We start from the raw sequence: 14,851 nt of genomic DNA on the forward strand, positions 1-14,851 counted from the left end.
TCCGGCTTGGACCCTTCAATCCGGACGGAAAGCCATTCCCAAAAAGCACCGTTCCCAGGGTCCCCAAAGGTCTTCCGGGAAAACCCCGAAAGACCTTGCGAAAAAGATAGGGTACCCCCCCATCCTCCAGTAGTAGTGCCCCGTAGAGTGGTGTAACACCCACCAGTGACCTGTACGTTCGTGAAACGGGCGCGGTCACCGTGGGTCCTTCGAGGAAACTCTCACATCCCACTCGAAAGGACATCTCACGATGACCGCTCCTCATATTGTCGACCCTGCCACCGTACTTTCCGAAGCATTAGGCGACGCGTCGCCCGATCTGATGCGTCACTTGCTGCAAACCATGATCAATGCCCTGCTTTCAGCCGACGCGGACGCCGTGGCCGGCGCCGAATGGGGCAAGCCCTCATCCGAGCGCCTGGCCCAACGCAACGGCTACCGCCACCGCGAGCTCGACACCCGCGCCGGCACCATCGATGTCGCCATCCCGAAACTGCGCCAGGGCACCTACTTCCCCGACTGGCTCCTGGAGCGCCGCAAGCGCGCCGAAGCGGCCATGATCACCGTCGTCGCTGACTGCTACCTTGCCGGGGTCTCCACCCGGCGCATGGACAAGCTCGTGAAAACCCTGGGCATCCACTCCCTGTCCAAATCACAGGTCTCCCGCATGGCCACGGACCTCGACGAGCAGGTCCACGCGTTCCGCACCCGGCCGCTGGGCGATGCGGGCCCGTTCACGTTCGTCGCCGCCGACGCACTGACGATGAAGGTCCGCGAGGCCGGGAGGGTGATCAACGCGGTGGTCATGGTCGCCACCGGCGTCAACGCGGACGGTCACCGCGAGGTCCTCGGGGTCCGCGTGGCCACCAGCGAGACCAAGGCCGCCTGGAACATGTTCTTCGCCGACCTGGTGGCCCGCGGCCTGACCGGGGTCCTGATGGTCACTTCCGACGCGCATGCCGGCCTGGTCGAGGCCATCGCGGCGAACCTTCCCGGGACGTCCTGGCAACGCTGCCGCACCCACTATGCGGCGAACCTGATGTCAGCGACCCCGAAAAACCTCTGGCCGGCGGTGAAAGCCATGCTGCACTCGGTCTATGACCAGCCGGATGCAGCCAGCGTGAACGCCCAGTTCGACCGGCTCCTGGACTACGTCGAGGAAAAGCTCCCGAAGGTGTTCGAGCACTTGGACGCAGCCCGTGCCGACATCCTCGCGTTCACTGCGTTCCCGAAGGATGTCTGGCAGCAAGTCTGGTCCAATAATCCCAATGAGCGTTTGAACAAGGAGATCCGCCGCCGGACCGACGTGGTCGGGATCTTCCCCAACCGCGACGCGATCATCCGCCTGGTCGGGGCCGTCCTGGCGGAGCAAAGTGATGAATGGGCCGAGGGGCGCCGCTACTTCGGCCTTGAAGTCCTGGCCCGCTGCCGCCTCACCATCGTGGACTCCGGCCCCGAAACACGCAGCGACCTGCCCGGACTGGAAACCCTGGAAGCCGCCGCATGAGCCACACCCGGACCGCTGCCCCGGAACGCGGGGACGACCCCGCGCTTCTTGCTGCCGGCCACGACACCGGCTGGTGGGACGAGCACGGCTGCCCGGCGCCCTGGCCCGCGGACTTCTGGCAGCCCGACGGCACGATCAACCCCGCTTGGCAGCACGCCGGCATCACCCACGAGGAGGTACCCTTCACCGAGTCAGATAACCACAGCTTCTAGCCCTCACCAACCTCGAAGCACCAAAACGGTTACACCACTCCACGGGACTTGACCCCTCCAGTACGACGAACAGACTCAACCGCCACCGCCACCGCGGACAGCAACTGAATCGTGCCCCGTACACGATCTCCCGAAGCCAAATGATCTACGATCACATAACCATCGCCGACATCGGACGGTGGACCGCCCAAGGAAAGACCTTTCGAGAGACCTGATGCTGCGTTAAAGGATTCATAGCTCCCAATTCTTCGGAGGGCTACGAACCCTCCTGACGTAATCAACGTGAGGTCGTCGCTCCTCTCCATCCCGCAAGGACTACCCCAACTCAGCTTTAGCTGCCCACGTTGCAGCGTCTGGTTTTCAGTAGGAATTTACCTCCGTCTATATTCTGAATGCCAAAGAAACGTCCAAACGTCCGTAACTGTGTGATGGGGATCAACGTCTCCATAAGACCTGTCGGTGGGGGTCCCTCGAACAATCAGGCAACCTTTCACCTTTCATTCTCGGTCCGTCCTTTCCACACAAGAAGGCACTTCGCGGATCAGGCATTCACCACTGTTTTCAAGGGCTCTCCCCTGTCGAACGATGAGCCGATAACATCAGAGATGCTACTACAGCTTAAGCACGGCAGCATAACGAAGCGGCATAAAATTACCGGCCCTGGATCGGCACCGTCGTTCCATTCCCCTGAACGTTTCACGTGAAACAAAACGATAGCGACGTCCTCATTTACACCTTCGGTGCAGGGGTCCCGCGGTCATGAGACCCGTCGGCATCAGGTGATCCGGCTGGATCCATTGTGCCAGGATAAGGGGCTCTTGAACTTTGGACGTGGTGCTGGTGTTCAGCACGGCCGGAGGCCCGCTGTGGACAACAACATCCGAAGCCGATAGTTGCGATGGTTCCGGTAGCCTCGCCCGATTCTCTTCATGTTCTTCACGGTCAGGTTCGCGGCCTCGCTGCGGGCATTGGTCAACCGCCTCACGCAGAACACCTGAAGTTCCACCTTCCACGATGTCAGCGACTGCAGCAGCGATTTCGCCTCCGGCATCGTGGTCACCCGCACGCCGGCTTCCAGCGCCTCCCAGGCCGTACCGAACGCCTGCAGGTCCGTGGTCTTCAGCAGCTCCCGTACCTTCTCCTTCACCGCATAGACGACCCCGAGCTCAATGTCCGCGGCGATGATCTCCTCCAACCGCACCTGCTGTCTGGAGCTCATGTTCTCCACGTTGCAGGTCAGCAACTTCCGGTACTTGTAGCTCGGTTCGGTCATCCGTCCGCGCCGGCCCACCGTCTCGTGGGAGCAGCGCAGCCGCACCACGGCGACCATCTGGTTCGCTCTCATGAGCAAATAGAAATGATCCACGCTGATCTCTGCGGCCGGTAACGCCTCGCACACCGCCTCGCGGAACTCGGCTGACATGTCCATCGCCACGAGCTGCATCCGCGCCCGTCAGGCCCGCGGCCGCTGGGCGATCCAGGAGGTGGCTGTGGGTCCGCGCCGACCATCGACAACGTCCAGGATCGTACCGGTTTCCAGATCCGTGAACACCATCGACCACGGTTCGACCCGCATCACCTTGCCCGTGGTTCCCAGCACGTAGCGGACCTTGGTCGAACCGGTGCTCATCGACGCCCAGCCAGCGCACGTGGCGCCCATCCACGTCCCCGACGCTCTTCTCCGTCGCGGTCAGTTTGCGCATCACCGTCGGCCAGGAGACACCGGTGGCACGGGCGATGCCCGTCACGGCGCGCAGCTCGTTCATGCCGGCGTCCACGATCTGCCCGACCAGGCGCGTGGTCAGCCGGGAGCGCAGCGGCAGCTGCGCGGTGGTCTGCACGAAGGAGCGGCGCTTGCAGGCAGCCTCCCGGCAGGCGAGCCGGCGTTTGCGCACCCAGACCTGCAGGTCCTTCCCGCCGCAGGCCACGTCTTTGACCCGGTGCACGGGTCTGGCCTGGATGCGCGAGGAAAGAACCCCGCAGGAGGGACATCCGGCCTCGGTGGAAGTGGGCTCGACGACAACGGTGCGCCCGGCCGTGGAAGTCTCCACGGACAGCACCCGGTAGTCCTCGAGATTGAACAAAATCGACGCGGCATCAACAGCGCCGGTATCCTTGAACACGGCTCGTAGTCCTCAGTATGAATGTCTTGAACAACACCAATACTTGCAGGGCTACGAGTACTTCCCTTTCTGGGACACCACGCTGTGAGAGAACCGGATAGACTGTTCAACTTTGGACGTGGTGCGAGTGCTCAGCATGTCCAGAAGCCCGTCGTGCACAACAATATTCGAAGCCGGTCATTGCGATGCTTCCGGATAACAGGGCCGATACCCTCCATCTTCTTGGCCATAAGGCTCGCTGCTTCGCTGCGCACGCTGACAACCTTCGTGTAGATGCATATATCCAGATGTGTGTCCCCTCGTCTTAAGGTTCTCGACAACGACCTCGCCTCCGGAGTCGGGGACTCCCGCACCGCAACTCTCAGGGTTTCCCGGGCTGTAGAAAAGCCCTGAATATTGGACTTCGTGAGAGCCAGAAATATTGAGCAAGTAGGTCACGGGTGCACGACGAGAATATTGCCTGTGCGGACTACCTGTAGCATTCCTGGAGCAACGAAATTTGCTCCTAGCACCCTGATCGCAATAGCGGTGTTCTGTCCCATCAATAGTCACAACAGGTCAGCAAAAGACGCCCGGTGAGACATGTCCTGCTTCCGTGAATGTCGCATAGGCCAGCGCTGAGCATGGTCCGCATATGGGATCCGCATGCGGGTTGTGGGCATTGACAGCATGGTTTCCAGCCATCATGCATATGGAACCATGGCATGGCTCATCCACGAAGCCACTGCGGACGAATGCATGCAAAACCCGGGCTGGAGGAGGCCTTAGTGGTTTGGAGAGGGGTCTGGACCATTGGTTTGTAAGCGGATCCCACCAGCGCCGGTCCCGGCCCCAACGGCAACATCAAGGGCTCCCCCTGGCGATGTCCTGTGGTCCTCAAAGCGTCGAATATTCACCAGCTCATCGGGGTCCTGTTAACGGGCTCTTGAACTTTGGACGTGGTGCTGGTGTTCAGCACGGCCGGAGGCCCGCCGTGGACAACAATATACGAAGCCGATAATTCCGGTGATTCCGGTAGCCCCGACCGATCCGTTTCATATTCTTCGCCGTCAGGTTCGCGGCCTCACTACGGGCATTGGTCAACCGGCTCACGCAGAACACCTGAAGCTCCGCCTTCCACGACTTCAGGGTCCGCAGCAGCGATTTTGCCTCCGGCATCGTGGTCGCCCGCACGCCGGCTTCCAGCGCCTCCCAAGCCGTTCCGAACGCCTCCAAATCGGTGGTTTTCAGCAGCTCCCGCACCTTCTCCTTCACCGCATACACGACACCGAGCTCAATATCGGCGGCGATGATCTCCTCCAACCGCACCTGCTGTCTGGAGCTCATGTTCTCCACGTTGCAGGTCAGCAGCTTCCGGTACTTGTAGCTCGGTTCGGTCATCCGTCCGCGCCGGCCCACCGTCTCATGAGAGCGGCGCAGCCGCACCGCGGTGACCATCCGATTACTCAAGGCAACAACGTGGAAATGGTCCACCGTGATCTCCGCTTCAGGCAGCGCCTCGCGGACCGCCTTGCGGAACTCGGCTGACATGTCCATCGCCACGATCCTCACCCGGTCCCTCCAGGCTCGGGGCCTCTTTCCGATCCAGGAGAGCACGGTGGGTCCGCGCCGGCCATCGACGACGTCCAGGATCGTGCCGGTTTCCAGGTCCGTGAACACGATCGACCACGGCTCGACCCGCATCACCTTCCCGGTGGTTCCCAGCACGTAGCGGACCTTACGAAACCGGTGCTCATCCACCCCGAGCCAGCGCACGTGTCTCCCGTCGACGTCCCCGACGGTCTTCTCCGTCGCGGTCAGTTTGCGCATCACCGTGGGCCAGGAGACACCGGTGGCACGGGCGATCCCGGTCACTGCCCGCAGCTCGTTCATGCCGGCGTCCACGATCTCCCCGACCAGGCGCGTGGTCAGCCGTGAGCGCAGGGGCAGTTGCTCGGTGCACTGCACAAAGGAGCGCCGCTTGCAGGCGTCCTCCAGACAGGCGAGCCTGCGTTTGCGCACCCAGACCTGCAGGTCCTTCCCGCCGCAGGCCACGTCCTTGACCCGGTGCACGGGTCTGGCCTGGATGCGCGAGGAAAGAACCCCGCAGGAAGGGCACCCGGCCTCGGTGGAAATGGGCTCGACGATGACGGTGCGCCCGGCCGTGGAAGAGGCCTCCACGGACAGCACCCGGTAGTCATCGAGATTGAACAAAATCGACGCGGCATCAACAGCGCCGGTATCCTTGATCACAGCTCGTAGTCCTCGGTTATGAATGTCTCGACAACACCCATAATCGTAGGGCTACGAGCCCTATCTATATTTGGGACACCACGCTAAAAGTCCGAGAGCCTGTTAACGTGAACGACTACCCCGTGATCCATCCAGGGTCACAAGGAGGACGCTAGATGAATCACGGACCTATCCTCGGGAGCTAGGGCAGTACGACGCGGCTTACACCTTGGGGCCGTCGCAACTCGACCGGATAGTCCTCCATCGTCTCCCAGCGGCCACAGGGAGGGTCTTGGGCGACGCGAGTGGGCACAGGTGCCGATCGTCGTCCAGATTCGCGGGTGTGTGTCATCTGGCGGGCTCCTGGGGTCTTGCAAGCGGACGATTCAGTAGGGAAGCCAGTTCTCGATTCAACTGCGACTTATCCGGTCATTGTGAGCCTCGTGTTTCGTGCTGTCGACCCACCAACTAATACGACAAGAAGTCACAGCATCTCCTTCCCCTGAGTCGAAGAGTCGAGACTTTCTCTGCGTAGTGCTGACACGTTTAAGCAGAAAATCAGGTGGTGGTTTGTTTCACGTGAAACAAACCACCACCTGATTAGAACCGCCGCTTCATCAGCTACCCGGGGCAATAACCGCCATGATCCGGTTCAGGTCGTCAACGCTAGCAAACTCAATGCTGACCTTTCCCTTTCGCGCGCCCAAGGAAATCTTCACATTGGTGTCCAGGCGATCGGAGAGTGCATTGGCTAAGAAATCTAAGCGCTCATGACGGGCCGATGGACTTGGCTTCCCTTCGCGTTTTGGTCGGCGGATTCCATCCGACAGGGCAACGATCTCTTCCGTCGCCCTTACCGAAAGACCCTCGTTGACTATCCGCTGCGCCAGTTCTTCCATCCCGGCAGGATCAGCCAGCGCCAACAAGGCCCGGGCATGCCCCGCAGACAGTACCCCCACCGCTACTCGACGCTGGACCAGTGGAGGAAGTTTCATCAGTCGGATTGTGTTGGAGATTTGCGGCCTTGAACGCCCGATCCTCTCCGACAATTCGTCCTGTGTACAGCCGAATTCCTGGAGCAGCTGCTGGTATGCTGCGGCTTCCTCCAAGGGGTTGAGCTGGGATCGGTGAAGGTTCTCCAGCAGCGCGTCACGAAGGAGATCCACATCTTGCGTTTCACGGACGATGGCTGGGATGACGTCAAGCCCGGCAGCCTGGGTTGCGCGCCAACGACGCTCACCCATGACCAATTCAAATTCTTTATCGCCTGATTCGGTGCTCGGGCGGACGACGATTGGCTGAAGCAGGCCCACTTCCCGGATCGAGTGAACGAGCTCAGACATGTGCTCTTCATCGAAATGAGTTCTTGGCTGCTTTCGGTTCGGGTGGATATTTCCAACCGAAATTTCAAGAAAGCGTGCTCCTGGGACCAGCACCAACCCATTATCAGCCGGAGTGGCTGCATCTCCGTCGTGAGCGCTCGCAGCTGAGCTTGCCGATCCGGGTTTGGCCAGCAGCGGCATTTGGGCCCTGCGCTTCTTCGCCGGGCTCACGCTCGTTTGCTCGCTTGACGATCCTGTTTTCTCTGCCTTGGCAGTTTCTTCCGCTGCCTCTTCCTCGGTTTTTCCAGGCACGAAGAACATGTCCACTGGACGGGCCTTCTTCGTGGCTGCCATCGCGGGCAAAGCCGTCCGCTTCGTCGTGGAGGAAGGGCTCTTTCGGACAGGCTTGGTCGGAGTCTTCTCCGGAGCTGTCGTTTCACGTGAAACGTTCACCGACTCGTCACCATCGGTTGCCGTTGCAGGACTGTTCGAAATCAGGGCACCAAGCCCTCGTCCTAGACCGCGTCGTTTCTCCGCCATTGAAGCCCCTCTCACTCCCAGACACCAAAGATTATTGGTGAACCGTGCTCTGCTTGATTGTACTTGCAACTCTGGGTAATCCGGGGACCGGCATTTGTTCGGAGGGCTGTTCGAATGGAACATTGCCGTTTCCTTCACCCGTGACGCAAAGCCCGTTTCTGGAATCGCTCTCAGATCTAACCAAGCCCATAAAACATTGAATTTAGTATGTTTCAGAGACTCATTTGGTCAGGATGACTCCTGTGATCCACAATAGTTGATTTGAGATTCCCCTAGCCCAGCCCGCACACTCCCCCGGACTAAGATGCAAGGGGTTAGGCCCGTTCCGCGATCTCCGCTGCTGCTTCAAGATACGAAAGCGCGCCCGTTGAACTCGAATCGTAGGTGATGACAGTTTGCTGGTAGCTGGGAGCTTCAGAAATACGAACGCTACGAGGAATCAGTGCCTGCAACACCTGATTCGGAAAATGTTCCCGGACCTCATTGGCAACCTGGGCGGCGAGGTTGGTTCGTCCGTCATACATGGTCAGTAGAATCGTAGAGACAACCAGATCGGCGTTCAGATGCTTCTGAATCATCTCGATGTTCTTCAGAAGCTGGCTCAAGCCCTCCAATGCGTAGTACTCGCACTGTATCGGGATAAGGACTTCTCTGGCGGCCACGAAGGCGTTGACGGTCAGAAGGCCAAGGCTTGGCGGGCAGTCAATGAAAACATAGTCGAGCCGTTCCATCCCCTGGGCCTCGCGGTACTTCGCATAAACATCGAGGGCACGGCGTAGGCGCTGTTCTCGGGCTACTAATGAAACCAATTCGATTTCGGCGCCGGCGAGATGAATCGTCGCAGGAGCAATCAACAAATGATCGATATCTGGGCAGCTGGCAATGACGTCCGCCAACGGCATGTCATTAATCAGAACATCGTAAATACTGTCGACATCAGCGTGGTGTTCCACTCCGAGCGCGGTCGATGCATTTCCCTGTGGGTCGATGTCCACCACAAGCACGTTCAGGCCGGCAATAGCCAGTGCGGCCGCCAGGTTAACCGTGGTCGTGGTCTTACCGACCCCGCCCTTCTGGTTGCTTACAGTCATGTACCGGGTTGTATTCGGCCTAGGGAGCTTGCGTCCACTCAGGCGTTCACGACGCTGGTGCTCGCTGGCCAACTGACTGGCCAGCGGGGAAGTCTCATCCATGGTGTCCATCACGTTTCGAACCGGGGCCGCCTCTGGCCGTTCATTCGCCTTCACTTCGATCGCCTCTCCGTGAATCCTGTTGTCTACTTTTTCGACCACAACTGCCTCGAGAACCATCAATGCGGCTGTTTCCGGAGCTGACTCCGGCGTTGTTTCACGTGAAACAATTTCATCAAATGAATCATTTACAATTGGAATCGAATGTTTTTCGGATAATGCTTCTCTCCGTGTTCCAAATGAGGAACTGAACAGAGCCGCAAAGGGCGGAATCTTGCTGCCCGGCTTCTTCACGACTTATTACTCTCCCTATTGCACGTTTGGTGACCCTATGTCACCGGTAAAGACTATCTGGTGAAACTCAACCTACTTGGATGCGCACCACGGTTGTCGGTTCGGCCAAGATCGAATCCCCGACCGTAAGAACCTCTGTGTTGCGTCCTCCAAGCTTACGGATGACCTTGGATGCCTTGTCCACTTCCTCCACGGCAGAGCGTCCCTTGATCGCCAGGACCTGGCCCTTGCCATGAAGAAGCGGAATGGTAAGTCCGGCAAGGTTTGTCAGTGCGGAGACGGCTCGGGCAGTGGCAAAATCAGCGTCGACCTGCTCCACGACCTGCTCGGCTCGGCCGCGCATGACCGTCACGTTATCCAGTTCCAGGTCCTCACAGACCTCGTGGAGCCAGATGCAGCGCCGTTCCAGCGGCTCGATCAACGTGATGTCAAGGTCGGGCCGGGCCAGCGCAAAGGTAAGCCCCGGAAGGCCAGCTCCGCTACCGACATCCGCAACACGCGCATTCTGGTCGATCAGCTCGGTAACCACGGCACAGTTCAATACATGGCGGTTCCAGAGGCGGGGCACCTCACGAGGGCCCAGCAGTCCACGTTCCATGCCGGTTGTTGCCAAGTGCTGCACATAGCGCTCGGCAAGTCCCAGCCGGTCTCCGAAGACCTTCGTCGCTGCGATGCGTTCCTCGTCGGTGAGTTCAACCTGAATGCTCATGGTGTCTACCTTGTTCCGGGGGTATTAGGCGGCGTTCAGCGAAATCACGATGTGGCGGCTTACGCCTTCACCGTCCGATTCGCTGTGCAGGCCGAGGGTGGCGACTGCGTCGTGGACCAGCTTGCGCTCATAGGCACTCATCGGGGTAAGCGCTACTGCTTCCCCTGTTTTCTTCGCCTTCGCGACGGCTTCCTCAGCGATCTGCTGAAGCTCTCCAGCACGTCCCTGGCGATAGCCGGTGATGTCCAGAACAAGCCGTGAGCGGTTACCCGTGGCCGTTAAAACGGCCAAGCGGGTTAGCTCCTGCAGGGCGTCAAGGGTTGCGCCGTTGTGGCCGACAAGCCGGCGAAGTTCGTCGCTTTCCTCGTCTTCGGCAAGAATCGATATGTAGGTCCGCCCGTTGCGGACCTCAATATCGATGTCGCCGTCCAAGTCGGCAATGTCGAGCAGTTCCTCGAGATAATCAGCGGCAATGTCGCCTTCCTCCTCTACCGAGGTGACGCGCGGTGCAGTAGACACAGCGATTGCCTGTTCCGGCGTCGTCTCAGTCTCGGTGGTTTCAAGGGCCTCTGTGGCCTCACCGATGTCGTCCAGGACAGGGGATTCTTCAACATTGCTCATGGCTACTTCTTCTTCCTGTTCTTGCGCGCGGGCTGCGAACGCTGCACCTTGGGCTCAACGATCTCTGGCACTATTTCTTCATCGGTTTTCTTCTGGCCGAGCGGCGGAAGGCCCTTAGCGGCACGACGTTCGTTCAGCTCGATGGCTGCCTGGGAACCCGGGGTCGGGTTGTTTCGGATGACGTAGAACTGCTGGCCAAGGGTCCAGACGTTGGATGCGGTCCAATAGATGAGCACGCCGATGGGGAAGTTAATGCCACCGATGCCGAAGACCAGCGGGAGGATGTAGAGCATCATCTTCTGCTGCTGCATGAACGGACCCTCGAGGGCCTCCTTGGTCATGTTCTTTGTCATGATCTGCTTCTGCGTAATGAACTGCGAACCAGTCATGGCAATGATCATGATAAGCGCGATGACGATAACGGAGACGTTTGCGGCACCGCTGTTGATAGTGCCCAGGAACGTCTGCGAAAGGGGAGCCCCGAAAATCTGGGACTTATCGAAGCTCTGAATGTGCTGGGCACTGAGTGCGCCGATGCCGACGTTGTCGTTGTTGGCCTGCGAAGCGCTGTTCAAAACCCGGAACAGGGCGAAGAAGAACGGCATCTGTACAAGGATCGGGAGGCACGACGACAGTGGGTTGGTCTTGTGCGTCTTGAACAGGGCTCGCTGCTCGGCAATCATCGCCTGCTGTGAAAGCTGGTCCTTCTTGCCTTTGTACTTTGCCTGCAGCTTCTTCAGATCGGGCTGCAGGGCCTGCATCGCGCGCTGTGCCTTGATCTGCTTGACGAAGACCGGGATCAGCGCGGTACGAACCAGAAGCACCAGGAAGATGATGGACAGCGTCCAAGTCCATCCGGAGTTGGGATCCATCCCCATAAAAGAGAACAGCTCGTGGAAGGCCCACAGGATCCACGAGACCACATACCTGAAGGGTGTCAGCAGAGTGTCAATGAAATTCATTACCGGTCATGCTCCTCGGTCCGCATCTGCGGCATCTTCGTCGGCGGGAATCGGTGGATGATTCAACACCATGATCTTTGGGGTCTTGCCCTCTGGCCAAACCCGGTGTCCGTCGGGGACGTAATCGATCCCACCGTGACTGAACGGGTTGCAGCGCAGAATTCTCCAGCCGGTCAGGACCGAGCCCTTAACGGCACCATGTACCGTTACCGCTTCGAGGCCATAAGCCGAACAGCTGGGAAAATAGCGACAGACGTCACCGTAAAGTGGGGAAATCAGCTTCCGGTACGTCATGAGAAAAATGATTATGAGGTTCCGCGGGATATCGATCAGGAACCATATCGGTCCGGTACGTGGCTTAGCCGTTGACTGAGTCATCTGTACCACCAGCCTTTCGCACGGCCGATCCTAGGGCGGAGTTCACCTGTTTACCGAGCTCGGACCAGTCCTGCTCGGCGGCGCCGGGAAGCGCCCGAATGACAATGTCCAGCCCGACCGGCCCCGTCGCGATGACTTCCGCTGCAAGTGCGCGAAAACGCCGCTTGACTAGGTTCCGATGAACGGCATTACCCACTGCCTTGGACACGATAAAACCAAAACGAGTCGGTTCATCCGCGCCAAAAGTGCGAAGACGTGCATATAGCACTACGTTCCGGCGCCCAGTGCGGGTGCCGGAACGTACGGTAGCTGCAAAGTCCTGCGAGAAACGCAACCGGTGATCCTTGGGCAACACGGCGTTACACGCCGATCTTGATGCTAAGGGAACGCATGGCTGAATGCGTCGCTGCGGGCCAGTACTGCTCGATGTTATGCAGAAAGTTCGGTACGGCCCTTGGTGCGACGGGCTGCCAGGATGGCACGGCCTGCACGGGTACGCATACGAAGGCGGAAACCGTGCTTCTTGGCACGACGACGGTTATTGGGCTGAAAAGTCCGCTTGCTCACGGTAGTAACTCCAAGACGATCAATTGATGCGCCTTGCCCGTTGCTACTAAAAGAGGGAAGAACAGGCCGACGCTCGTATTCACGTGGCCCCCTTGGCCGCCGGCTACCTCCATTCAATGAATTGAACTGAGGGACGCCAAACAATGCCAAAAGTGCACACATAGGACTACACAACGGTAGGGGACAGAAGAGCCCTACGTCAAACCGACCCGATCCTACTCTTTACCCACAGCCTGTGAATAGCATTTTGGAAGCTGTGGATAGTTTTCGGATCAGCAAAGGGGCAACCGCCATGAATGAGAGGTCTTCCACTGACCCCGATGTCAGTGGTTACATGGCAAGTAAGGCTTTGGCAAGGGGAACCTCCCCACGAGTCCCCGATATCAGCTGGCTGTGCATAACACTGTGGATGACGGTTAGAATCTATTCTCTGGCACCCCGATTCCCTCGGGAGGCCGCTCCGTCGTCCGCGTGGACGCCGGTCATTATTGAAGGGGCTTAATTGTGAGCACGGACGAGTCGAACAGCGTAGGCAGTTCTTGGCGACAGGTTGTACGCAACCTGGAACAGGACGATCGCGTGACTCCCCGTCAGCGTGCTTTCGTGGTTCTGGCCCAGCCCCAAGGCCTCATCGGAACGACTCTGCTGCTGGCAGTTCCCAATGAGCTGACACGCGAAGTCCTCCAGACCCAGCTGAAGGAACCACTCGATGACGCGCTGCGCGCCACGTTCCGTTCCGATATCCGTTGTGCCTTCAGCATCGATGCAGATCTCGTCCCCGACAACGAGGAGCCACCTGCAGTAGAACAGCCCCCGGTGCCCAAGGAACGAATCAGCGACAATCGTCCCCAGCCTGCCCCTCCCTCGACATCACAGGAATTCGGCCGCCTGAACCCGAAATACATCTTCGATACGTTCGTGATCGGTTCATCGAACCGTTTCGCTCATGCCGCAGCTGTTGCAGTGGCTGAGGCTCCGGCCAAGGCGTACAACCCGCTGTTCATCTATGGGGATTCGGGACTTGGTAAGACCCACTTGTTGCACGCAATTGGCCATTATGCGCGGCACCTCTATAACGGGATCCGAGTCCGTTACGTGAATTCGGAGGAATTCACCAACGATTTCATCAACTCGATCCGTGACGATGAGGGTGCCACCTTCAAGCAGACCTACCGTAACGTCGACATCCTGCTGATTGACGACATCCAATTCCTGGCAAACAAAGATGCGACGCAGGAAGAGTTCTTCCATACCTTCAATGCCCTGCACAATCACAACAAGCAGGTAGTCATCACCTCAGACCTGCCTCCCAAGCAGCTCGCTGGCTTCGAGGACCGCATGCGCTCGCGCTTTGAATGGGGCTTGCTCACCGATATCCAGCCTCCGGAGCTGGAAACGCGCATTGCCATCCTTCGCAAGAAGGCAACAGCGGAAAACCTGCATGCTCCGGACGAGGTCATGGAATACATCGCATCCAAGATCTCCACGAACATCCGCGAACTCGAAGGCGCGCTCATCCGTGTTACTGCCTTCGCCTCTTTGAACAACCAGGTCGTTGACATGTCACTGGCCGAAACGGTGCTTAAGGACCTGATCACCGATGAGGGCGCCCAGGAAATCACGCCGGCCACGATCGTGGCGCAGACAGCGGAGTATTTCAACCTTTCCATAGAGGAACTCAACAGCAAATCCAGGACCCGAACGTTGGTGACGGCACGCCAGATCGCCATGTACCTGCTGCGCGAGCTCACCGACATGTCTCTACCGAAGATCGGGCAGGAGCTGGGAGGCCGTGACCACACCACGGTGATCCATGCGGACCGCAAAATCCGCGAACTCATGGCCGAACGGCGAGCAATCTTCAACCAGGTGACCGAACTGACGAACCGAATCAAGCAGCGTCAGCGCGAGGGTTAGCCTCCTCACAGCATGTGACGCCCACAGCTTAACCACAGCTGTGGATAAAGCTGTGGATCATTAAGTGGACGAGTGGCATTTACCTGAGGACAACTCGGGGGCTACCTGTGGATCCCTTAATCGGCGCGGAAAGTTATCCACTGGGACGTGACACTGAGTTCCACTCCTGATCACATGTTGTGCACATGCATAAATCCCTGCGTTCCGCGGTGCAGGTCGGTTATCCACAGTATCCACAGGGGTTATTAACACTACTAATCCCAACTTCTTCCTTCTTCCAGATAACAAATTCATTTTT

General features: G+C 58.7%; 12 protein-coding genes and 1 pseudogene. 3 read left to right on the plus strand and 10 right to left on the minus strand.

All coding sequences use genetic code 11. The features are described 5' to 3' along the window. Window positions 1–250 precede the first annotated feature (250 nt). Together E9229_RS05365 and E9229_RS05370 are read left to right on the plus strand one after the other, a co-directional pair. The gene (locus E9229_RS05365; RefSeq protein ID WP_183510242.1) at window positions 251–1,507 is read left to right on the plus strand and encodes an IS256 family transposase; all 1,257 of its coding nucleotides are present in this window, start codon (window positions 251–253) and stop codon (window positions 1,505–1,507) included. Continuing rightward, on the plus strand, window positions 1,504–1,719 hold the full coding sequence (locus tag E9229_RS05370; protein ID WP_183510243.1) for a hypothetical protein: 216 nt from the start codon (window positions 1,504–1,506) through the stop codon (window positions 1,717–1,719). The genes E9229_RS05365 and E9229_RS05370 overlap by 4 nt, the downstream gene beginning before the upstream one ends. 844 nt (window positions 1,720–2,563) lie before the next feature. On the opposite strand, the pseudogene E9229_RS05375 reads toward E9229_RS05370, so the two are convergent. The 10 genes and pseudogenes from E9229_RS05375 to rpmH form a co-directional block, all read right to left on the minus strand. After that, window positions 2,564–3,842, minus strand: a pseudogene (locus E9229_RS05375) (ISL3 family transposase). Between the two features lie 951 nt (window positions 3,843–4,793). Then, window positions 4,794–6,074, minus strand: coding sequence for an ISL3 family transposase (locus tag E9229_RS05380; protein ID WP_183510245.1), 1,281 nt, complete (start codon window positions 6,072–6,074; stop codon window positions 4,794–4,796). Between the two features lie 596 nt (window positions 6,075–6,670). After that, the gene (locus E9229_RS05385; RefSeq protein WP_183510246.1) at window positions 6,671–7,915 is read right to left on the minus strand and encodes a ParB/RepB/Spo0J family partition protein; all 1,245 of its coding nucleotides are present in this window, start codon (window positions 7,913–7,915) and stop codon (window positions 6,671–6,673) included. A 314-nt stretch (window positions 7,916–8,229) separates the two neighbouring features. Then, window positions 8,230–9,225: a ParA family protein gene (locus tag E9229_RS05390; RefSeq protein ID WP_281369558.1), complete on the minus strand. Its 996-nt coding sequence runs from the start codon at window positions 9,223–9,225 to the stop codon at window positions 8,230–8,232. Window positions 9,226–9,466: 241 nt separating this feature from the next. Continuing rightward, window positions 9,467–10,108, minus strand: a complete 642-nt coding sequence (rsmG, locus tag E9229_RS05395; protein ID WP_183510247.1) for a 16S rRNA (guanine(527)-N(7))-methyltransferase RsmG — start codon at window positions 10,106–10,108, stop codon at window positions 9,467–9,469. A gap of 24 nt (window positions 10,109–10,132) precedes the next feature. Further along, complete coding sequence (locus E9229_RS05400; RefSeq protein WP_183510248.1) at window positions 10,133–10,729, minus strand: Jag family protein; 597 nt, start codon at window positions 10,727–10,729, stop codon at window positions 10,133–10,135. Between the two features lie 2 nt (window positions 10,730–10,731). Next, window positions 10,732–11,691: a membrane protein insertase YidC gene (gene yidC / locus E9229_RS05405; protein WP_183510250.1), complete on the minus strand. Its 960-nt coding sequence runs from the start codon at window positions 11,689–11,691 to the stop codon at window positions 10,732–10,734. Between the two features lie 6 nt (window positions 11,692–11,697). Then, a complete protein-coding gene (gene yidD / locus E9229_RS05410; protein ID WP_183510251.1) occupies window positions 11,698–12,069 on the minus strand; it encodes a membrane protein insertion efficiency factor YidD in 372 nt (123 codons plus the stop codon). Next, window positions 12,050–12,424, minus strand: coding sequence for a ribonuclease P protein component (rnpA, locus tag E9229_RS05415; RefSeq protein ID WP_183510252.1), 375 nt, complete (start codon window positions 12,422–12,424; stop codon window positions 12,050–12,052). Before rnpA ends, yidD begins: the two co-directional genes overlap by 20 nt. 74 nt (window positions 12,425–12,498) lie before the next feature. After that, the gene (gene rpmH / locus E9229_RS05420) at window positions 12,499–12,636 is read right to left on the minus strand and encodes a 50S ribosomal protein L34 (RefSeq protein ID WP_102158631.1); all 138 of its coding nucleotides are present in this window, start codon (window positions 12,634–12,636) and stop codon (window positions 12,499–12,501) included. 504 nt (window positions 12,637–13,140) lie between these two features. Here rpmH and dnaA point away from each other — a divergent pair. Beyond that, window positions 13,141–14,553 (plus strand): chromosomal replication initiator protein DnaA, encoded by a 1,413-nt coding sequence (dnaA, locus tag E9229_RS05425; protein WP_183510253.1) that lies wholly within the window; start codon window positions 13,141–13,143, stop codon window positions 14,551–14,553. Window positions 14,554–14,851: the final 298 nt, after the last annotated feature.

The organism is Paeniglutamicibacter cryotolerans, from assembly GCF_014190875.1.
Classification (GTDB): domain Bacteria; phylum Actinomycetota; class Actinomycetes; order Actinomycetales; family Micrococcaceae; genus Paeniglutamicibacter; species Paeniglutamicibacter cryotolerans.